The sequence below is a fragment of the Pseudomonas sp. WC2401 genome (genome assembly GCF_041200115.1).
Taxonomy (GTDB): domain Bacteria; phylum Pseudomonadota; class Gammaproteobacteria; order Pseudomonadales; family Pseudomonadaceae; genus Aquipseudomonas; species Aquipseudomonas fragi.
Map to the genome: position 1 here is coordinate 1,626,574 of NZ_CP165623.1, position 18,012 is coordinate 1,644,585.

Consider the following 18,012-nt stretch of genomic DNA (forward strand, 5'->3'; position numbering starts at 1 on the left):
TGCCTGTTCAGTGAAAGACAGGCACAGACTAGAGAGAGACAGGAAAGCAAACACGGTTTGCTTTTTTGAGTGTTAACGAGGGAGGAAGTGGCCTTTTCGGAGGTATTTTCTGACCGTGGGGGCTGTAGCGATTCCATCTTTTTCAACCAGCGCTTTCACCAGGTCGGCCCCTGAAATCGTGGGGTTCAGTGTGATGTGGCGTTTCGCCGATTGGGTCACTCTTCCGAAAGTCTGTGCCGCATTCAGCTGTTTCTCGGAATTTGGTTTGCTGTTGGCTTTGCCTGCGGATGAGGCTCTTTGAAAGGCCTTCGCAGAAAAAGCGTTACTCAGTAGTTCGTGCAAAAAACTGGAGACGTTGAATGATTTCTTGGCGATGTCCAGGTTCTCAATATCTTTGCACAGGTCAGCCAGCATTAGCGCCTGCTGTGCATCGCCCAGGCATTCACGGAAGAACTCACGGGCTTTGATTTCCACGTCCCTGTCTTTGAGGCGTTCTTCTTGGGCGAGTGCGGCATATTGCTTTGGGGCTTTAGCGTAAAGATGGAGAGCGAGATCCTCGTCCAGGTCATAGATAGAAACTTCGGTCTCAAACAGCCAATTGGCAAGAGCTGTTACACCCTCAAAGGCTCTGATCAGCGCATAAGTAGCTGTAAGTTGTGAGTCGTTGGTCTTTGTATCGACGTCGATAAACAGCCTTATTACATTCGGTAGTGAGGACGGCTTGGCATAGCTGGCATGTTCGTCGATGGGATCGCGAAGCCGATACATCGTTGCGATCACTGATCCTGCATGGGCTGCGTAGCTGAGTTCTTCGAGCCAAAATGAGGTGGCGTAGTTGATCAGGCCAAAAGCTTCTTTGAAGTGCTCATGAAACTGGGGGTATAAAGCTAGCTCTCTTATGGCCTGCTCTATCTCGTCTTGTTCCCAAAGCAGGCTGCTGACGTCGACGCCTGCAATCTCCAAGACGCCATAGGGTATCTTCTCATCGTCCATTCGCTCGGCCCCTCGCCCAGACACTTTTGTATCTAACCAGCGCTTTTTCGTTACTGGTTTTCTCCGCCGGAAGCTTGGCGGTTGCGGGAGTCGTTACATAGGTTGGTCTCGTTACACGCTGTGTACCTGAGTTGCTTTTGGCGTGTTACATGAATTTATTACTTATATTTCAGGTGGTTAGGTTTTATCGATACACGCGTAACACCCGTAACACTGAATTTCAGGAGGATAGGGGCACTTGTTCACACGGCCTTGCCAAAGTCAGCGTGCACCACATTGTCAGCGGCCAGCTTATCCAGGTGGTCGGCATACCACTGCATCATTTTGATGCGGTTATCGAGGTATTGGGCCTTGTTGTAAATCCCGGAGATGCCTTGTTCCTTGTGTGCCAGTTGAGCTTCCACATGCTCTTTTGGCCAGTCATGCTCCCTCAGAAGGGTGCTCGCTGTGTGTCGTGTGCCGTGACCTACAAGACGACCTTTGTAACCAATAGTGGAGAACACTTTGTTGATGGTGTTTTCGCTGATGGTCGGGTTCTTGGCGCCGACTCCGGGGAATAGCCATCGACTACGACCTGTTAGCGCCCGGAGCTCCTTCAGCACCTCTATAGCTTGCGTTGGCAGGGGGCTTACAAAATCCCTGCGCATCTTCATTTTCTCTGCCGGTGTGGTCCACAGGGCTTTCTCAAGGTCTATTTCTTTCCACTCAGCAAAGCGGACCATGCCCGGTCTTGAGGCTGTCCACAGGCAAAGCCATGCCGCTGTGCGTGCGGTGAGTCTGCTGGGGGTGTTTTTGAGTGCCTGAAGAAACTCACCCAGCTCGTGCTCGAGGAGGTGAGGGTGTTGCTGAGTCTCGGGAGCTTTCGCTGCAATATCCCTCAAGCGGCTCCCCGGATCGTTCTCTGTTAGTCCCAAGCCAATGGCCCGGCCAAAGATTTGATTGACCCAGGTGCGGCATTTCTCTGCAACGTTGTGGGCGTCACGGGCCTCAATGCTGGCCTGCAGGTCGGCGCAATCGTTGCGGGTGATGTCGTCGAGAGGTTTGTCGCCAAGTGCCGGGAGTATGTCTTTGTCGAGGTAGGTGCGGATCTTGCTGAGAGTGGAGGGTGCCAGGCCTTTTTCTTCTTTGGCCTTGAGCCATGCGTCAGCGGCTGCGCGAAAGGTGCGGGCTTTGGCGAGGGAGTGTGCAGCTTTGGCTGAGCGTTTTTGTTCCAGTGGGTCGGCACCGCTACTGACTACTTTGCGTAGTTCGGCAGCTTTTTCTCGGGCAACGGCACCACTGACTTCTGGATAACCCCCGAGCCCCATCCATGCCCAATTGCCCGCCGGACGTTTGTAGCGCAATTGCCACGATTTGCCGCCGTCCGGTTTCACTCGGAAGTAGAGGCCGCTTCCATCGAGCTCTCGATATTCTTTCGATTCCGCCTCCAGCCCGGCCAGTGTGGTGTCAGCCAAGGGGCGGCGCTTGATGTCGGCACGTTTCATTATTCTTGTATCCCAAAGTTAGGGCTTTTTCGCAGGATACAAGGAGGGATACAGGGATACAACGGATAGGGGGAGACAAGGGTAGATCGACAGGCACAAAAAAACCGGCTCAGTGGCCGGTTTTCCTGTGCTGCGAGTCTTGTTAGAGACTTGCAGGTACTGCTAGATGGTGCCCCGAGGGAGAATCGAACTCCCACTTCTTTCGAAAACGGATTTTGAATCCGCCGCGTCTACCAATTCCGCCATCAGGGCTCAATGGCGGCGAAGTATAGAGATGAGGTTTAGGTCGGTCAACAACTTATTGGTCTATTTTTGCCAAGTCCGTTAAACTCCCCGGCCCTGCTAGACGAAACCTATCATGCGCGTTGCTGACTTTACTTTCGAGCTCCCTGATTCACTCATCGCACGCCATCCTTTGGCGGAGCGCCGCAACAGTCGCCTGCTGACCCTGGACGGGGAGAGCGGCGTACTGGCACATCGTCAATTTACTGATTTGCTTGAACATTTGCGTCCAGGCGACTTGATGGTGTTTAACAATACCCGGGTGATTCCAGCCCGTCTGTTTGGCCAGAAGGCCTCGGGCGGCAAGCTGGAAATTCTGGTTGAGCGGGTGCTCGACAGTCACCGTGTGCTGGCCCATGTGCGCTCCAGCAAGTCGCCAAAACCGGGTTCGAAGATCCTGATTGATGGCGGTGGCGAAGCCCAGATGCTGGCACGTCACGATGCGTTGTTCGAGCTGGGCTTTGCCGAAGAGGTGTTGCCGCTGCTCGACCGTGTCGGGCATATGCCGCTGCCTCCTTATATTGATCGCCCGGACGAAGGTTCGGACCGCGAGCGCTATCAGACGGTCTACGCCCAGCGCCTTGGCGCCGTGGCGGCACCGACCGCCGGGCTGCATTTCGATGAGCCGCTGATGCAGGCCATCGCCGCCAAAGGCGTCGAGACCGCATTCGTGACCCTGCATGTGGGCGCAGGTACGTTCCAGCCAGTGCGGGTCGAGCGTCTTGAAGATCACCATATGCACACCGAATGGCTGGAAGTGGGCCAGGATGTGGTCGATGCCGTGGCCGCGTGCCGTGCCCGAGGCGGGCGGGTAATCGCCGTGGGCACCACCAGCGTGCGTTCGCTGGAGAGTGCCGCGCGTGATGGCGTGCTCAAGCCGTTCAGTGGCGATACCGATATCTTTATCTTCCCCGGCCGACCGTTTCATGTGGTCGACGCGCTGGTGACCAATTTCCATCTGCCGGAATCCACGCTGCTGATGCTGGTTTCGGCGTTCGCCGGTTATCCCGAAACCATGGCGGCCTACAAGGCTGCGGTTGAGCATGGGTACCGCTTCTTTAGTTACGGTGATGCAATGTTCATCACCCGCAATCCTGCGCCGACGGCTCCTGCCCCGGCCCCAGAGGATCAAGCATGAGCAACTGTCGTATGTCCTTCGAGCTGCTGGCCACTGATGGCAAGGCTCGTCGCGGTCGCCTGACCTTCCCCCGTGGTGTGGTTGAAACCCCTGCGTTCATGCCGGTCGGTACCTACGGTACGGTCAAGGGCATGCTGCCGCGTGATATCGAAGCCATCGGCGCGCAGATGATTCTGGGTAACACCTTCCACCTGTGGCTGCGCCCGGGCACTGAAGTGATCAAGAAGCACGGCGATCTGCACGACTTCATGAAGTGGCAAGGCCCGATCCTCACCGATTCCGGCGGTTTCCAGGTGTTCAGCCTGGGCGCCATGCGCAAGATTAAAGAAGAGGGCGTGACCTTCGCCTCGCCGGTCGATGGCGCCAAGGTGTTCATGGGCCCGGAAGAGTCGATGCAGGTCCAGCGCGACCTGGGCTCTGACGTGGTGATGATTTTCGACGAATGCACCCCGTATCCGGCCGATGAAGACACCGCTCGTGTCTCCATGGAGCTGTCGTTGCGCTGGGCGCAGCGCTCCAAGAATGCCCACGGCGACAACACGGCGGCACTGTTCGGTATTGTTCAGGGCGGCATGCACCAGAACCTGCGCGAGCGCTCCCTCGAAGGCCTGAACAAGATCGGCTTTGATGGCCTGGCCATCGGCGGTTTGTCGGTGGGCGAGCCCAAGCACGAAATGATCAAGGTGCTGGATTACCTGCCGGCGATGATGCCCGCTGACAAACCTCGTTACCTTATGGGGGTTGGCAAGCCGGAAGATCTCGTTGAGGGTGTGCGCCGCGGTGTGGACATGTTCGATTGCGTGATGCCAACCCGCAATGCCCGCAATGGGCATCTGTTTATCGACACGGGTGTGATCAAGATCCGCAATGCGTTCCATCGCCATGATGATTCGCCGCTGGATCCGACCTGCGATTGCTACACCTGCCAGAACTTCTCCCGCGCTTATCTGCATCACCTGGACAAGTGCGGCGAAATGCTGGGTAGCATGCTCAATACCATCCATAATTTGCGCCACTATCAGGTGCTCATGGCTGGTTTGCGCGAGGCTATTCAACAGGGTACATTGGCCACCTTTGTCGACGCCTTCTATGCCAAGCGCGGGCTGCCTGTGCCGCCCTTGGACTGAGTTTCGGACCTTTAAGAAACAACATTGCAACTGGAGTGCTTAATGAGCTTTTTCATCTCTTCCGCTTTCGCGGACGCTGCTGCACCTGCCGCTGCTGGCCCTATGGGCGGCGGTTTTGAATGGATTTTCCTGGTCGGCTTCCTGGTCATCTTCTACCTGATGATCTGGCGTCCACAGGCCAAGCGCGCCAAAGAGCAGAAAGCCCTGTTGGGTAACCTGCAAAAAGGCGACGAGATCGTGACCACTGGCGGTATCGCCGGCAAAATCGTCAAGGTTTCCGATGCTTTTGTAGTGATCGAAGTGTCTGACACTGTCGAGCTGAAAATTCAGAAAGGCTCGGTTGCAGCCACGTTGCCTAAAGGCACGCTGAAAGCGATCTAAGTTTCAACTTTCAACAATCGACGGGGCGCGCAAGGCGCCCCGCGTTTTAAGCGGGCGGCGTGATTGATGCTGAACAAATACCCTCTGTGGAAATACATACTGATCCTGGCAGTGCTGGCGATCGGTTTTATTTATTCCGCTCCCAATCTGTACCCTGATGATCCGGCCATTCAAGTGTCGGGTGCGAGCACGGCCCTGCAGGTCACTCAAGCTGATCTGGATCGCGCAAGCAAGGCGCTGACGGATGCAGGCATTGCGGTAAAGGGCGCCTCTGTGGCCCAGAACGGCAAAGGTGGCCTGTTGCGCCTGGTCAAGAAAGACGACCAGTTGCCAGCCAAGGATGTAGTACGCAAGGCCCTGGGCGACGACTATGTCGTAGCGCTCAACCTGGCACAGACCACGCCACAATGGTTGCGCAGTCTGGGTGCTCACCCGATGAAACTGGGTCTGGACTTGTCGGGCGGTGTGCACTTCCTGCTGGAAGTGGACATGGACAAAGCTGTCGATGCACGCATGAAAGTGTACGAGAGCGACGTCAAAAGCCTGCTGCGCAAAGAAAAAGTGCGTTATCGCAGCCTGCCGCAACTCAACGGTGCCATTCAGTTGGGCTTCACTGATGAAGCAGCCCGTGAGCAAGCGCGCAGCCTGATCCGCAAAAGCTTCAATGACTTCGACATTACCGCTGCAGACCTGAACGGTCAGCCGGTGCTGCGACTGGCGATGACCCCGGCCAAGCTGGCGGAAATCCGTGAATATTCCATCAAGCAAAACCTGACAACCGTCCGTAACCGGGTCAACGAGTTGGGTGTTGCCGAGCCTCTGGTTCAGCGTCAGGGTGCCAACCGCATCGTGGTTGAGCTGCCAGGCGTACAAGACACCGCCGAAGCCAAGCGTATCCTGGGCAAGACGGCCAACCTTGAGTTCCGTCTGGCAGCAGAGCCGGGCGCTTCCAAAGCCACTTCCGAAACTTTCGAGTTCCGTGAAGGCAACCGTCCTTCTGCACAGATCGAGCGCGGCCTGATCATCACCGGTGACCAGGTAACCGACGCCCAGGCAGGTTTTGACGAGCACGGCCGTCCACAGGTGAACATCAAGCTTGATGGTCACGGTGGCGAGTTGATGAGCCGTTCGACCCGCAGCAACGTGGGCCGCAGCATGGCGGTAATCTTCATCGAGCAGAAGCCGGTGACGACTTACACCAAGCAAGTGGTTGACGGTGTCGAGAAGGACGTACCGGTTCAGTCGTTCAAGGAAGAGAAGAAGATCATCAGCCTGGCGACCATCCAGTCGCCGCTGGGTAGCCAGTTCCGCATTACCGGCCTGAATGGCCAGGGTGAGGCTTCCGAGCTGGCCCTGCTGTTGCGTGCCGGTGGTCTGGCCGCGCCAATGTACTTCGCTGAAGAGCGCACCATTGGTCCGAGCCTGGGTGCTGACAACATCACCAAGGGTATCGATGCTTCCTTGTGGGGCATGCTGTTTGTGTCGATCTTCATCATCGCCATCTACCGTATCTTCGGTGTGATCGCGACGGTGGCACTGGCGGGCAACATGGTCTTGCTGCTGGCGCTGATGTCGGTGCTGGGTGCAACCCTGACCCTGCCGGGTATTGCCGGTATCGTGTTGACGATGGGTATGGCGGTCGATGCCAACGTACTGATCTTCTCGCGTATCCGTGAAGAGATTGCCAATGGCATGACACCGCAGCGGGCGATCAATGAAGGTTTCAACCGTGCCTTTACGGCCATTGTTGACTCCAACCTGACAACCCTGCTGGTCGGCGGGATCCTTTTCGCCATGGGTACCGGGCCGGTCAAAGGCTTCGCGGTGACCATGTCGCTGGGTATCTTTACCTCGATGTTCACGGCCATTATGGTCACCCGCGCACTGGTCAACCTGGTGTATGGCGGTCGGGACTTCAAGAAGTTGTGGATTTAAGGGGCTGCCATGTTACGTACAATCAACTTCATGGGCGTTCGCAACGTAGCGTTCGGCGTCACTGTACTGCTTACCGTGCTGGCCTTGTTCAGCATGTTCCACAAGGGCATGAACTACGGCCTGGACTTCACCGGCGGTACGCTGATCGAGCTGACCTACGAGAAGCCGGCTGACCTGACCAAGGTGCGCAACGAGCTGGTTACGGCCGGTTTCCACGATGCCGTGGTGCAGAGCTTTGGTGCGACGACCGACTTGCTGGTGCGCATGCCCGGCGATGATCCGCTGCTGGGCAACAAGGTAGCGGCTGCGCTGGGCCAGGCAGATACCAGCAACCCGGCGGTGATCAAGCGCGTCGAGTTCGTGGGCCCGCAGGTAGGTGAAGAGCTGCGCGACCAGGGCGGCCTCGGCATGCTGATGGCGCTGGGCGGCATCATGCTGTACCTGGCGTTCCGCTTTCAGTGGAAGTTTGCGGTCGGCGCGATCGTGTCCCTGGTTCACGACGTAATCGTGACGATGGGTATCCTGTCGTGGTTCCAGATTACCTTCGACCTGACGGTATTGGCGGCGGTGCTGGCGATCATCGGTTACTCGCTCAACGACACCATCGTGGTCTTTGACCGGGTGCGCGAGAACTTCCGGGTGCTGCGCAAGGCCAGCCTGATCGAGAACATCAACATCTCGACCACGCAAACCCTGCTGCGCACGATGGCGACCTCGATCTCCACCTTGCTGGCCATTGCCGCGCTGCTGATCTTCGGCGGCGACAACCTGTGGGGCTTCTCGATTGCACTGTTCGTGGGTGTATTGGCGGGTACCTACTCGTCGATCTACATCGCCAACGTGGTGTTGATCTGGCTGAATCTCAGTGCAGAGGATCTGATCCCGCCTGCAGCGAGCGAGAAGGAAGTCGACGACCGTCCATAACCCATAGTTATCGACAGGCTGTCACCTAAAAGGCGCGAGTTATTGAACTCGCGCCTTTTTTTATGCTCCAACTCCAGGATTGGTGTGGGACTGTTCCCACTTAAGATGGTCTGGAGGTTCACGTGAACAAGTCATTGCTGGTGGGTGCTGTACTGGGTGCTGTCGGTGTTACAGCCGGTGGTGCTTTTGCCACTTACAGCTTGGTGAAAGGCCCTGAGTCTGCGCAGGTGCTGGCCGTTGTGCCAGTTAACCAGCAGGTCAAAACGCCGCGTGAGGTGTGCAAGGACGTGACAGTGACGCGCCAGGCGCCGGTCAAGGATCAACATCAGATCGTCGGCAGCGTGATTGGCGCAGTGGCTGGCGGTTTGCTGGGTAATCAGGTGGGTGGCGGTAACGGCAAAAAGATTGCCACGGTTGCCGGTGCGGTGGGTGGCGGTTATGCCGGTAACAAGGTGCAGGAAGGCATGCAGGAGCGTGATACCTACACCACGACCCAGACGCGCTGTAACACCGTCAATGACATCAGCAGCAAGGTCGTTGGCTACGACGTGCGCTATTCGTTGAATGGCAAGGAAGGCAAGGTGCGCATGGACCATGAGCCGGGCAATGAAATTGCCGTGGACAAGGAAGGCAAGCTGATCCTGAATTAAGTCTTGTGGGAGCGGGCTTGCCCGCGATGCAGGCAGCGCGGTCTGTCAGGCAAATCGCGGTGATGCTATCGCGGGCAAGCCCGCTCCCACAGTGGGTTGAATTCAAGGCCAAAAAAAAGCACCCCGAAGGGTGCTTTTTTTGTCTGCGGTATTCGCTTAGCGTTTCAGCGAGGTTGGCAGGTGTGGCTGGATTGCAGTCAGAACGGCTTTGAAGCACTTGGTGTTACCGGCAACGATATGACCTTTTTCAAGGAAATCGTGGCTACCGGTAAAGTCGCTGACCAGGCCGCCTGCTTCTTGAATCAGCAGTGCGCCTGCAGCCATGTCCCACTCGGACAGGCCCGACTCCCAGAATGCGTCGAAACGACCTGCAGCCACATAGGCCAGATCCAGGCTGGCAGCGCCTGCACGGCGGATACCGGCAGTCTGGCCAACCAGGCTGCGGAACATGCCCAGGTAGTTGTCCAGGTTGTCCATCTGGTTGTCGCGGAACGGGAAGCCCGTGCCCAGCAGGGCGCCTTCGAGGCTGGTGCGACCGCTTACACGCAGGCGGCGACCGTTCAGTTGTGCGCCACGGCCACGGCTGGCAGTGAATTCTTCCTGGCGAACCGGGTCGAGTACCACTGCGTGCTCAAGACGGCCACGGTATTTGCAAGCGATGCTGACGGCGAAATGTGGAACGCCGCGCAGGAAGTTGGTGGTGCCATCCAGTGGGTCGATGATCCACAGGTAGTCTTCACCTTCACCGCTGCCTGGGTGCATGCCGGTTTCTTCACCGAGGATGCCGTGCGTCGGGTAAGCCTTGCGCAGGGCGTCGATGATTTTCTGTTCAGCAGCACGATCGACTTCAGAGACGTAATCCTTGGCGTCTTTTTCGTCAACCTTGATGGTATCCAGGCGCTCGATGGAGCGGAAAATCAATTCACTGGCGCTGCGGGCGGCGCGCAGCGCGATATTCAGCATGGGCTGCATGGACGTTTCACCTAAGGTTGTTAAAGAAAGCCGAATATTCTATCAGAAAACTTTGGTAGATGAAGGTTTGCGTTAGCTTTCGTAGCTTATGACGTTTTGCTTAGGTAAGATTTGCTCCCTTTTGCTGGTCTGTGAGCGCTTCCATTGCTGCCTAATATTCGTGTCGTTCTGGTCAATACCAGCCATCCCGGGAACATCGGCGGTGCTGCGCGTGCCATGAAGAACATGGGGTTGTCGCGGCTGGTTCTGGTTGAGCCAAGGGTGTTCCCGCACCATGAAGCCGATGCGCGGGCCTCGGGTGCCGGCGATATTCTGGAAAACGCAGAGGTTGTCGCCAGCCTTGAAGATGCCCTGGTGGGCTGCAATCTGGTGCTCGGCACCAGTGCTCGCGACCGCCGTATCCCCTGGCCGCTGCTGGACCCGCGCGAGTGCGGGCAAAAAGTGGTTGCAGAGGCGGCCCAGGGTGCTGAAATCGCGTTGGTGTTCGGTCGTGAAGATTCCGGCCTGACCAATGACGAGTTGCAGCGTTGCCACTTCCATGTGCATATCCCTTCGGATCCCGAGTTTAGTTCCCTGAATCTGGGTGCCGCCGTGCAGGTGCTCAGCTACGAAATCCGCATGGCCTGGCTGGCGGCCCAGGGGCAGCCGAGCAAGATCGAGAAAGAAGAAGTGGCGTCCATCAAGAGTGGCGAGCTGGCGACCATGGATGAGCTGGAGCGCTTTTACGAGCATCTGGAACAAACCTTGGTGGCCATTGAATTCATGGATCCGGAAAAGCCGCGTCACCTGATGGCGCGCCTGCGCCGGCTATATGGACGCAGCGCTGTCAGCCGTGCCGAGATGAATATTCTGCGTGGCATTCTCACCGAAACCCAAAAAGCAGCCCGTGGCGAGCTGCTCAAGCGCAAGGATTAATGATGTTCGAGCGTCTGCGTGAAGATATCCAAAGTGTGTTTCATCGTGATCCGGCTGCGCGCAATGCTTTTGAGGTGCTGACGTGTTATCCGGGGATGCATGCGATCTGGATTCACCGCTTGTCGGCGCTGTTGTGGCATGCCGGCTGGAAGTGGCTGGCGCGCCTGGTGTCCAACTTTGGGCGCTGGCTGACCGGGATTGAGATTCACCCGGGGGCCAAGGTGGGGCGTCGCTTCTTTATCGATCACGGCATGGGTATCGTGATTGGCGAAACCGCTGAAATCGGTGATGACGTGACCTTGTACCAGGGCGTGACCCTGGGCGGCACCAGTTGGAACAAGGGCAAGCGCCATCCCACTCTGGAAAATGGCGTTGTTGTCGGTGCGGGTGCCAAAGTGCTGGGCCCGTTCACGGTGGGGGCGGGGGCCAAGGTCGGCTCCAATGCGGTGGTGACCAAGGCCGTGCCGCCGGGTGCAACCGTGGTCGGTATTCCGGGGCGGATCATTATCAAGAATGACGATGAGATCGAGGCCAAGCGCAAGGCAATGGCCGAGAAGATCGGTTTTGACGCCTACGGTGTCGGCGAAGACATGCCGGACCCGGTCGCGCGGGCTATTGGCCAGTTGCTCGACCATCTGCAGGCCGTGGACGGCAAGCTGGACGGGATGTGTGGTGCACTGAAAGACCTGGGCAGCCCTTACTGTGCGAAAGATCTGCCTGAGCTGCGTGAAGAAGACTTCGCCAGCGTGAAGGACAAGGATGAAAGCAAGGCGGTGTAAGGCTCGTGGGCTGAATTAGCTGTGGGAGCGGGCTTGCTCGCGATGGCATCACGGCGATCCCCCTGAAGGGTTGCGTGGGCCCCATCGCGAGCAAGCCCGCTCCCACAAGATATGTGTCATGTGCCATTACGCCGCAGACCCTGCTACAATGCGCGCGCTCTTTTGCGGGTAATCCCGACTAAAGTACTAGGTCTAATAGTTGACTTAATTAGTCGGGTATAACATACTCGCCCTCATTCCGAATTCCGTGGTACCTGTCCATGAGACTGACTACAAAAGGCCGTTACGCCGTAACTGCAATGCTCGATTTGGCGTTGCACGCACAGCACGGGCCGGTGTCCCTGGCCGATATTTCCGAGCGCCAAGGCATCTCGCTTTCCTACCTTGAGCAACTGTTTGCCAAATTGCGCCGCAGCAGTCTGGTTTCCAGTGTGCGTGGCCCGGGCGGCGGCTATCAGCTGTCGCGCGACATGCAGGGCATCCAGGTAGCTCAGGTGATCGATGCCGTAAACGAGTCGGTCGACGCAACACGTTGCCAGGGCCTTGGCGACTGCCATGCCGGCGACACCTGCCTGACCCACCACCTGTGGTGCGACCTCAGCCTGCAAATCCACGATTTTCTCAGCGGTATCAGCTTGGCTGATCTTGTCACTCGCCGTGAGGTACAAGAAGTAGCCCAGCGTCAGGATCAGCGCCGCTGTAATGGCAAGGCGCCGCACCTGGATAAGATCGAAGCGTCCGCCGTCGAGTGATTGCATAAAAACGACGGTGCGCCAGCCAGCCTGATTTAGGAGATAGTCCATGAAGTTGCCAATTTACCTCGATTACTCAGCCACTACCCCGGTTGATCCGCGCGTTGCTCAAAAAATGAGCGACTGCTTGCTGGTTGACGGAAACTTCGGTAACCCGGCCTCGCGTTCCCACGTATTTGGCTGGAAAGCCGAAGAAGCGGTCGAGAACGGTCGTCGTCAGGTCGCTGACCTGGTCAATGCCGACCCGCGTGAAATTGTCTGGACCTCCGGTGCGACCGAAGCCAACAACCTGGCAATCAAGGGTGCTGCGCATTTCTATGCCACCAAAGGCAAGCACCTGATCACCGACAAGATTGAACACAAGGCCGTTCTCGACACCATGCGCCAGCTGGAGCGTGAAGGCTTTGAAGTGACCTACATCGAGCCGGGCACCGATGGCCTGGTAACACCCGCGATGGTTGAAGCCGCGATGCGCGACGACACCATCCTGGTTTCGATCATGCATGTGAACAACGAAATCGGCACCATCAACGACATCGCTGCCATTGGTGAGCTGACTCGCTCGCGCGGCGTGTTGTTCCATGTTGATGCGGCACAGTCCACCGGCAAGGTGGAAATCGACCTGGCCAAGCTGAAAGTCGACATGATGTCCTTCTCGGCACACAAGACCTACGGCCCTAAAGGGATCGGCGCACTGTATGTAAGCCGCAAGCCTCGCGTGCGCATTGAAGCTGCCATGCACGGCGGTGGTCACGAGCGCGGCATGCGTTCGGGTACGCTGGCCACCCACCAGATCGTGGGCATGGGCGAAGCGTTCCAGATCGCCAAAGAAGAAATGGCCGCTGAAAACATCCGGATCAAGGCGTTGAGCGATCGCTTCTTCAAGCAGGTTGAACACCTTGAAGAACTGTACGTCAACGGCAGCATGATCCACCGCGTACCGCACAACCTGAACCTGAGCTTCAACTACGTTGAAGGCGAGTCGCTGATCATGGCACTCAAGGATCTGGCGGTGTCGTCCGGTTCGGCATGTACTTCGGCCTCCCTGGAGCCGTCCTACGTATTGCGTGCCCTGGGTCGCAATGACGAGCTGGCGCACAGCTCCATCCGCTTCACCTTCGGCCGTTTCACCACCGAAGAAGAAATCGATTACGCCGCGCAGAAGGTTTGCGAGGCTGTTACCAAGCTGCGCGCTCTGTCGCCGCTGTGGGACATGTACAAAGACGGCATCGACATCTCGAAAATCGAATGGGCGGCGCACTAACAATTTAAGTTGCCGTAAGTAGACGCTGTAAGCGCAGCGAACAGCAGCTTTTACAGCGTCTCAAGAGCAACTCTCTGATGAGTGAGGATTAGTACCATGGCTTACAGCGAAAAGGTCATCGACCACTACGAAAACCCGCGCAACGTCGGCAAGATGAACGCGGAAGACCCGGATGTCGGCACCGGCATGGTCGGCGCCCCAGCGTGCGGCGACGTAATGCGCCTGCAGATCAAGGTTAACGAGCAGGGCATCATTGAAGATGCCAAGTTCAAGACCTATGGTTGCGGTTCGGCAATCGCTTCCAGCTCCCTGGCTACCGAGTGGATGAAAGGCAAGACTCTGGATGAAGCAGAGACCATCAAGAACACTCAGTTGGCCGAAGAACTGGCTTTGCCACCGGTAAAAATTCACTGCTCGGTACTCGCTGAAGACGCCATCAAGGCCGCCGTTCGCGATTACAAGCAGAAGAAAGGTTTGATCTGATCCGTGCTGCCTGTGCCCTTGATGGCGCAGGCAAGGTGAAGAAACTGGCAAAAGGTAAGGAGTCACGATGGCTATCAGCATGACAGAAGCGGCTGCGCGACACATTCGCCGCTCCCTTGATGGGCGCGGCAAAGGTGAGGGGATTCGTCTGGGTGTTCGCACCACGGGCTGTTCCGGTCTTGCCTATGTGCTGGAGTTTGTCGATGAAGTGGGCGAAGAAGACCAGGTCTTCGAAACCCATGGCGAAAAAGTGATCATTGATCCAAAAAGCCTGACCTACCTTGACGGCACCGAGCTGGATTTTGTCAAGGAAGGCCTGAACGAAGGCTTCAAGTTCAATAACCCTAACGTGCGCGGTGAATGTGGCTGCGGCGAAAGCTTCAACATCTGAGGCTAGTCGTGGGTACTCCTTGTCATTTTGCTTTGTTTGAGCTGCAACCGGGTTTCAATCTGGACCTCGATCAGCTGGCTGTGCGTTATCGAGAGTTGGCGCGCGGTGTTCACCCGGATCGCTTTGCCGATGCTTCCGAGCGCGAGCAACGTCTGGCGCTGGAACAGTCCGCCAGCCTCAATGAGGCCTACCAGACACTCAAAAGCCCTGCCAAGCGCGCGCGTTATCTGCTGGCATTGAAGGGTGGCGAGTTGCCGCTGGAAGTTACGGTGCACGATCCCGAGTTTCTGATGCAGCAGATGCAGTGGCGCGAAGAACTTGAAGATTTGCATGACAGCGCCGATATGGCCGGTATTGCAGCATTCAAGCGTCGACTGAAAGTCGCTCAGGAACAACTGAACGACAGCTTCGCTGCTTGTTGGGATGACGCTGCGCAACGCGAACAGGCCGAACGCCTGATGCGGCGCATGCAGTTCCTCGACAAGCTCACTTACGAAGTGCGCCAGCTAGAAGAGCGCCTCGACGATTAACTCCGTGCTTCCCTGATGGCACGCCTGATTACAGATAAGTCCTGATTACGATGGCCCTACTGCAGATCGCCGAACCCGGCCAAAGTCCTCAACCGCACCAGCGTCGTCTGGCTGTGGGGATCGACTTGGGCACTACCAATTCGCTGGTCGCTGCGTTGCGCAGCGGCCTTTCCGAGCCTCTGGCCGACGCAAATGGCAATGTCATTTTGCCGTCTGCGGTGCGCTATCACGCTGATCGCGTCGAGGTAGGTGAGTCGGCACGTCTGGCGGCCTCCAGCGATCCTTTCAACACCGTGCTGTCGGTCAAGCGCCTGATGGGTCGTGGTCTGTCCGACGTCAAGCAATTGGGCGAGCAGCTGCCTTACCGCTTTGTGGGTGGTGAGTCGCACATGCCGTTTATCGACACTGTGCAGGGCCCGAAAAGCCCGGTTGAAGTGTCGGCTGAAATCCTCAAGGTACTGCGTGAGCGCGCCGAAAAGACCCTGGGTGGCGAGCTGGTAGGGGCGGTAATTACTGTTCCTGCGTATTTCGACGATGCCCAGCGCCAGGCCACCAAGGACGCTGCCAAACTTGCCGGCCTTAATGTGCTGCGCCTGCTCAATGAGCCGACCGCTGCGGCGGTGGCCTATGGTCTGGATCAGTCTGCTGAAGGCGTTGTCGCCATTTATGACCTGGGCGGGGGCACGTTCGACATTTCGATCCTGCGCCTGACCGGCGGTGTGTTTGAAGTCTTGGCCACCGGCGGCGACAGTGCCCTGGGTGGCGATGACTTCGACCATGCGATCGCCAGCTGGATGGTGGCAGAGGCCGGTTTGTCGGCCGACCTCGATCCGGGCACCCAGCGTACCTTGCTGCAAGCTGCTTGCGCCGCCAAAGAAGCGCTGACCGATGCGTCCTCTGTAACCGTTGCCTTTGGTGACTGGCAGTCAGAGCTGACCCGCGAAGCCTTCGATGCGCTGATCGAACCGATGGTTGCGCGCAGCCTCAAGGCCTGCCGCCGTGCCGTGCGCGACGCCAATATCGAAATTGAAGACGTTCAGGCCGTGGTCATGGTCGGCGGTTCGACCCGTGTACCTCGCGTGCGCGAAGCAGTAGCCGAGATGTTTGGCCGTGAGCCGCTGACCGATATCGACCCTGATCAAGTGGTCGCCATTGGTGCTGCAATCCAGGCTGACACCCTGGCGGGCAACAAGCGTGATGGCGGCGAGCTGCTTCTGCTTGATGTGATTCCCCTGTCGCTGGGTCTTGAGACCATGGGCGGCCTGATGGAAAAGGTCATCCCGCGCAATACCACGATCCCGGTGGCGCGTGCGCAGGACTTCACCACCTATAAAGATGGCCAGACGGCCATGATGATTCATGTGCTGCAGGGCGAGCGCGAGCTGATCAGCGATTGCCGTTCCCTGGCGCGCTTTGAATTACGTGGCATTCCGCCGATGGTGGCCGGTGCCGCGAAAATTCGCGTGACCTTCCAGGTCGATGCCGATGGTCTGCTCAGTGTGTCGGCCCGCGAGCTGGGCTCGGGTGTTGAAGCCAATATCCAGGTCAAGCCGTCCTACGGCTTGACCGACGGCGAAATTGCCAAAATGCTCAAGGATTCGTTCCAGTACGCCAGCGACGACAAAGTTGCCCGCGTATTGCGTGAACAGCAGGTGGATGCCCAGCGTCTGATCGAGGCTGTGCAAGCAGCCCTCGAAGTCGATGGCGAGCGTTTGCTGGATGCCGAAGAGCGCATGGTCATCGAGCTGCAGATGCAGGAACTGTCCGAATTGTTGAAAGGCACCGATGGTTACGCCATCGAGCAGCAGACCAAGCGTCTGTCGCAAGTGACCGATGCCTTTGCTGCCCGGCGCATGGACTTGACCGTCAAGGCCGCCCTGTCGGGTCGCAACCTGAATGAAATCGAGGAATAACTGATGCCGCAGATCATTTTTCTGCCACACGCCGAGCATTGCCCGGACGGTATGGTTGTAGAGGCTGAGACCGGCAAGACCATTCTCGAAGTGGCCCACGACAACCACATCGAAATCGAAAGTGCCTGCGGTGGCGTCTGTGCCTGCACCACTTGTCACTGCGTGATTCGCGAGGGTTTCGACTCGCTGAACGAGGCTGACGAGCTGGAAGAGGACTATCTTGATAGAGCCTGGGGCCTGGAAGCGACTTCGCGCCTGAGCTGTCAGGCCCGCGTTGGCACTGAAGACCTTACTGTCGAGATTCCGAAGTACTCGCTCAACCATGCTGCCGAAGCGCCGCACTGATAAGGAATTGGCATGAGCCTTAAATGGGTTGATGTGCAGGAAATCGCCATCCAGCTGGCTGAAGCTCACCCGGATGTCGATCCGCTCTCGGTGAATTTCGTCACGCTGCGCAATCTGGTCATGGCGTTGCCGGAGTTCGACGATATCCCTGATCGGGGTGGCGAGAAGGTTCTCGAAGCCATCCAGGGTTTGTGGATCGAAGAAGCCGACTAAGCTTGTAAACGACGTAATTATGCAACGCCCAAGAACCCGCGTATAATTCGCGGGTTTAATTTTTCGCTTAAATCACTGTTTCTGGAGTTACACCATGGCTGTTCAACGTACTTTCTCCATCATCAAGCCTGACGCCGTTGCTAAAAACGTTATCGGCAAGATCGTTACCCGTTTCGAAGACGCTGGCCTGAAGGTTGTAGCTTCCAAACTGAAGCAACTGTCCAAAGCTGAAGCTGAAGGCTTCTACGCTGAGCACAGCGAGCGCGGCTTCTTCGGCGACCTGGTTGCTTTCATGATCTCCGGTCCTGTTGTTGTTCAGGTTCTGGAAGGCGAAAACGCTATCGCTCTGAACCGCGAGCTGATGGGCGCTACCAACCCTAAAGAAGCAGCTGCCGGCACTATCCGCGCTGATTTCGCTGAATCCATCGACGCTAACGCTGTTCACGGTTCCGACTCGGAAGCCGCTGCTGCACGCGAAATCTCGTACTTTTTCGCAGCTACTGAAGTAACCACTCGCTAAGTATTGGCTTGTGAGTGAGGG

20 protein-coding genes and 1 tRNA gene are annotated in these 18,012 nt (G+C 57.3%); 17 read left to right on the forward strand and 4 right to left on the reverse strand.

From position 1 onward, the window contains the following. Nucleotides 1-72: 72 nt before the first annotated feature. The 3 genes from AB3G35_RS07445 to AB3G35_RS07455 form a co-directional block, all read right to left on the reverse strand. Nucleotides 73-993 carry a hypothetical protein gene (locus tag AB3G35_RS07445; protein ID WP_369782447.1) on the reverse strand — a complete coding sequence of 307 codons (921 nt, stop codon included), beginning with the start codon at nucleotides 991-993 and terminating at the stop codon, nucleotides 73-75. Nucleotides 994-1,235: 242 nt separating this feature from the next. Next, nucleotides 1,236-2,477, reverse strand: coding sequence for a tyrosine-type recombinase/integrase (locus tag AB3G35_RS07450; protein WP_369782449.1), 1,242 nt, complete (start codon nucleotides 2,475-2,477; stop codon nucleotides 1,236-1,238). 167 nt (nucleotides 2,478-2,644) lie between these two features. Further along, a tRNA-Leu gene (locus AB3G35_RS07455) sits at nucleotides 2,645-2,729 on the reverse strand. Nucleotides 2,730-2,835: 106 nt separating this feature from the next. Between AB3G35_RS07455 and queA the strand changes: the two genes are divergently transcribed. The 6 genes from queA (at nucleotide 2,836) to AB3G35_RS07485 (ending at nucleotide 8,914) form a co-directional block, all read left to right on the forward strand. Continuing rightward, nucleotides 2,836-3,897: a tRNA preQ1(34) S-adenosylmethionine ribosyltransferase-isomerase QueA gene (queA, locus tag AB3G35_RS07460; protein ID WP_086795915.1), complete on the forward strand. Its 1,062-nt coding sequence runs from the start codon at nucleotides 2,836-2,838 to the stop codon at nucleotides 3,895-3,897. Nucleotides 3,898-3,908: 11 nt separating this feature from the next. Beyond that, the gene (gene tgt, locus AB3G35_RS07465) at nucleotides 3,909-5,024 is read left to right on the forward strand and encodes a tRNA guanosine(34) transglycosylase Tgt (protein WP_083369874.1); all 1,116 of its coding nucleotides are present in this window, start codon (nucleotides 3,909-3,911) and stop codon (nucleotides 5,022-5,024) included. A gap of 42 nt (nucleotides 5,025-5,066) precedes the next feature. Next, nucleotides 5,067-5,405, forward strand: coding sequence for a preprotein translocase subunit YajC (gene yajC, locus AB3G35_RS07470; RefSeq protein WP_003443398.1), 339 nt, complete (start codon nucleotides 5,067-5,069; stop codon nucleotides 5,403-5,405). Between the two features lie 66 nt (nucleotides 5,406-5,471). Further along, nucleotides 5,472-7,340, forward strand: coding sequence for a protein translocase subunit SecD (gene secD / locus AB3G35_RS07475; RefSeq protein WP_369782450.1), 1,869 nt, complete (start codon nucleotides 5,472-5,474; stop codon nucleotides 7,338-7,340). Nucleotides 7,341-7,349: 9 nt separating this feature from the next. Next, a complete protein-coding gene (gene secF / locus AB3G35_RS07480) occupies nucleotides 7,350-8,264 on the forward strand; it encodes a protein translocase subunit SecF (protein ID WP_016779597.1) in 915 nt (304 codons plus the stop codon). Nucleotides 8,265-8,386: 122 nt separating this feature from the next. After that, nucleotides 8,387-8,914, forward strand: coding sequence for a glycine zipper 2TM domain-containing protein (locus tag AB3G35_RS07485; RefSeq protein ID WP_016779598.1), 528 nt, complete (start codon nucleotides 8,387-8,389; stop codon nucleotides 8,912-8,914). A gap of 156 nt (nucleotides 8,915-9,070) precedes the next feature. Here AB3G35_RS07485 and suhB read toward each other — a convergent pair whose 3' ends face one another. Then, nucleotides 9,071-9,886, reverse strand: coding sequence for an inositol-phosphate phosphatase (gene suhB, locus AB3G35_RS07490; RefSeq protein ID WP_016779599.1), 816 nt, complete (start codon nucleotides 9,884-9,886; stop codon nucleotides 9,071-9,073). Between the two features lie 144 nt (nucleotides 9,887-10,030). On the opposite strand from suhB, the gene trmJ reads away from it, so the two are divergent. The 11 genes from trmJ to ndk all read left to right on the forward strand — a co-directional run bounded on the left by trmJ (nucleotide 10,031) and on the right by ndk (nucleotide 17,991). Then, complete coding sequence (trmJ, locus tag AB3G35_RS07495) at nucleotides 10,031-10,801, forward strand: tRNA (cytosine(32)/uridine(32)-2'-O)-methyltransferase TrmJ (RefSeq protein WP_203304440.1); 771 nt, start codon at nucleotides 10,031-10,033, stop codon at nucleotides 10,799-10,801. A gap of 2 nt (nucleotides 10,802-10,803) precedes the next feature. After that, entirely contained in the window at nucleotides 10,804-11,580 is a 777-nt protein-coding gene (cysE, locus tag AB3G35_RS07500; RefSeq protein ID WP_369782451.1) for a serine O-acetyltransferase, read from the forward strand. Between the two features lie 260 nt (nucleotides 11,581-11,840). Beyond that, entirely contained in the window at nucleotides 11,841-12,332 is a 492-nt protein-coding gene (iscR, locus tag AB3G35_RS07505; protein ID WP_003443378.1) for a Fe-S cluster assembly transcriptional regulator IscR, read from the forward strand. 49 nt (nucleotides 12,333-12,381) lie between these two features. Further along, nucleotides 12,382-13,596, forward strand: coding sequence for an IscS subfamily cysteine desulfurase (locus tag AB3G35_RS07510; RefSeq protein ID WP_016779603.1), 1,215 nt, complete (start codon nucleotides 12,382-12,384; stop codon nucleotides 13,594-13,596). A gap of 96 nt (nucleotides 13,597-13,692) precedes the next feature. Beyond that, nucleotides 13,693-14,079: a Fe-S cluster assembly scaffold IscU gene (iscU, locus tag AB3G35_RS07515; protein ID WP_007929523.1), complete on the forward strand. Its 387-nt coding sequence runs from the start codon at nucleotides 13,693-13,695 to the stop codon at nucleotides 14,077-14,079. A 67-nt stretch (nucleotides 14,080-14,146) separates the two neighbouring features. After that, on the forward strand, nucleotides 14,147-14,470 hold the full coding sequence (gene iscA, locus AB3G35_RS07520) for an iron-sulfur cluster assembly protein IscA (protein WP_016779604.1): 324 nt from the start codon (nucleotides 14,147-14,149) through the stop codon (nucleotides 14,468-14,470). Nucleotides 14,471-14,478: 8 nt separating this feature from the next. Continuing rightward, complete coding sequence (hscB, locus tag AB3G35_RS07525) at nucleotides 14,479-15,000, forward strand: co-chaperone HscB (protein WP_029611258.1); 522 nt, start codon at nucleotides 14,479-14,481, stop codon at nucleotides 14,998-15,000. A gap of 50 nt (nucleotides 15,001-15,050) precedes the next feature. Continuing rightward, nucleotides 15,051-16,913, forward strand: a complete 1,863-nt coding sequence (hscA, locus tag AB3G35_RS07530) for a Fe-S protein assembly chaperone HscA (RefSeq protein ID WP_134049361.1) — start codon at nucleotides 15,051-15,053, stop codon at nucleotides 16,911-16,913. 3 nt (nucleotides 16,914-16,916) lie between these two features. Continuing rightward, entirely contained in the window at nucleotides 16,917-17,258 is a 342-nt protein-coding gene (gene fdx / locus AB3G35_RS07535) for an ISC system 2Fe-2S type ferredoxin (protein ID WP_016779606.1), read from the forward strand. A 12-nt stretch (nucleotides 17,259-17,270) separates the two neighbouring features. After that, entirely contained in the window at nucleotides 17,271-17,471 is a 201-nt protein-coding gene (gene iscX / locus AB3G35_RS07540; RefSeq protein WP_016779607.1) for a Fe-S cluster assembly protein IscX, read from the forward strand. Nucleotides 17,472-17,565: 94 nt separating this feature from the next. Beyond that, nucleotides 17,566-17,991, forward strand: a complete 426-nt coding sequence (ndk, locus tag AB3G35_RS07545; RefSeq protein WP_016779608.1) for a nucleoside-diphosphate kinase — start codon at nucleotides 17,566-17,568, stop codon at nucleotides 17,989-17,991. Nucleotides 17,992-18,012 lie beyond the last annotated feature (21 nt).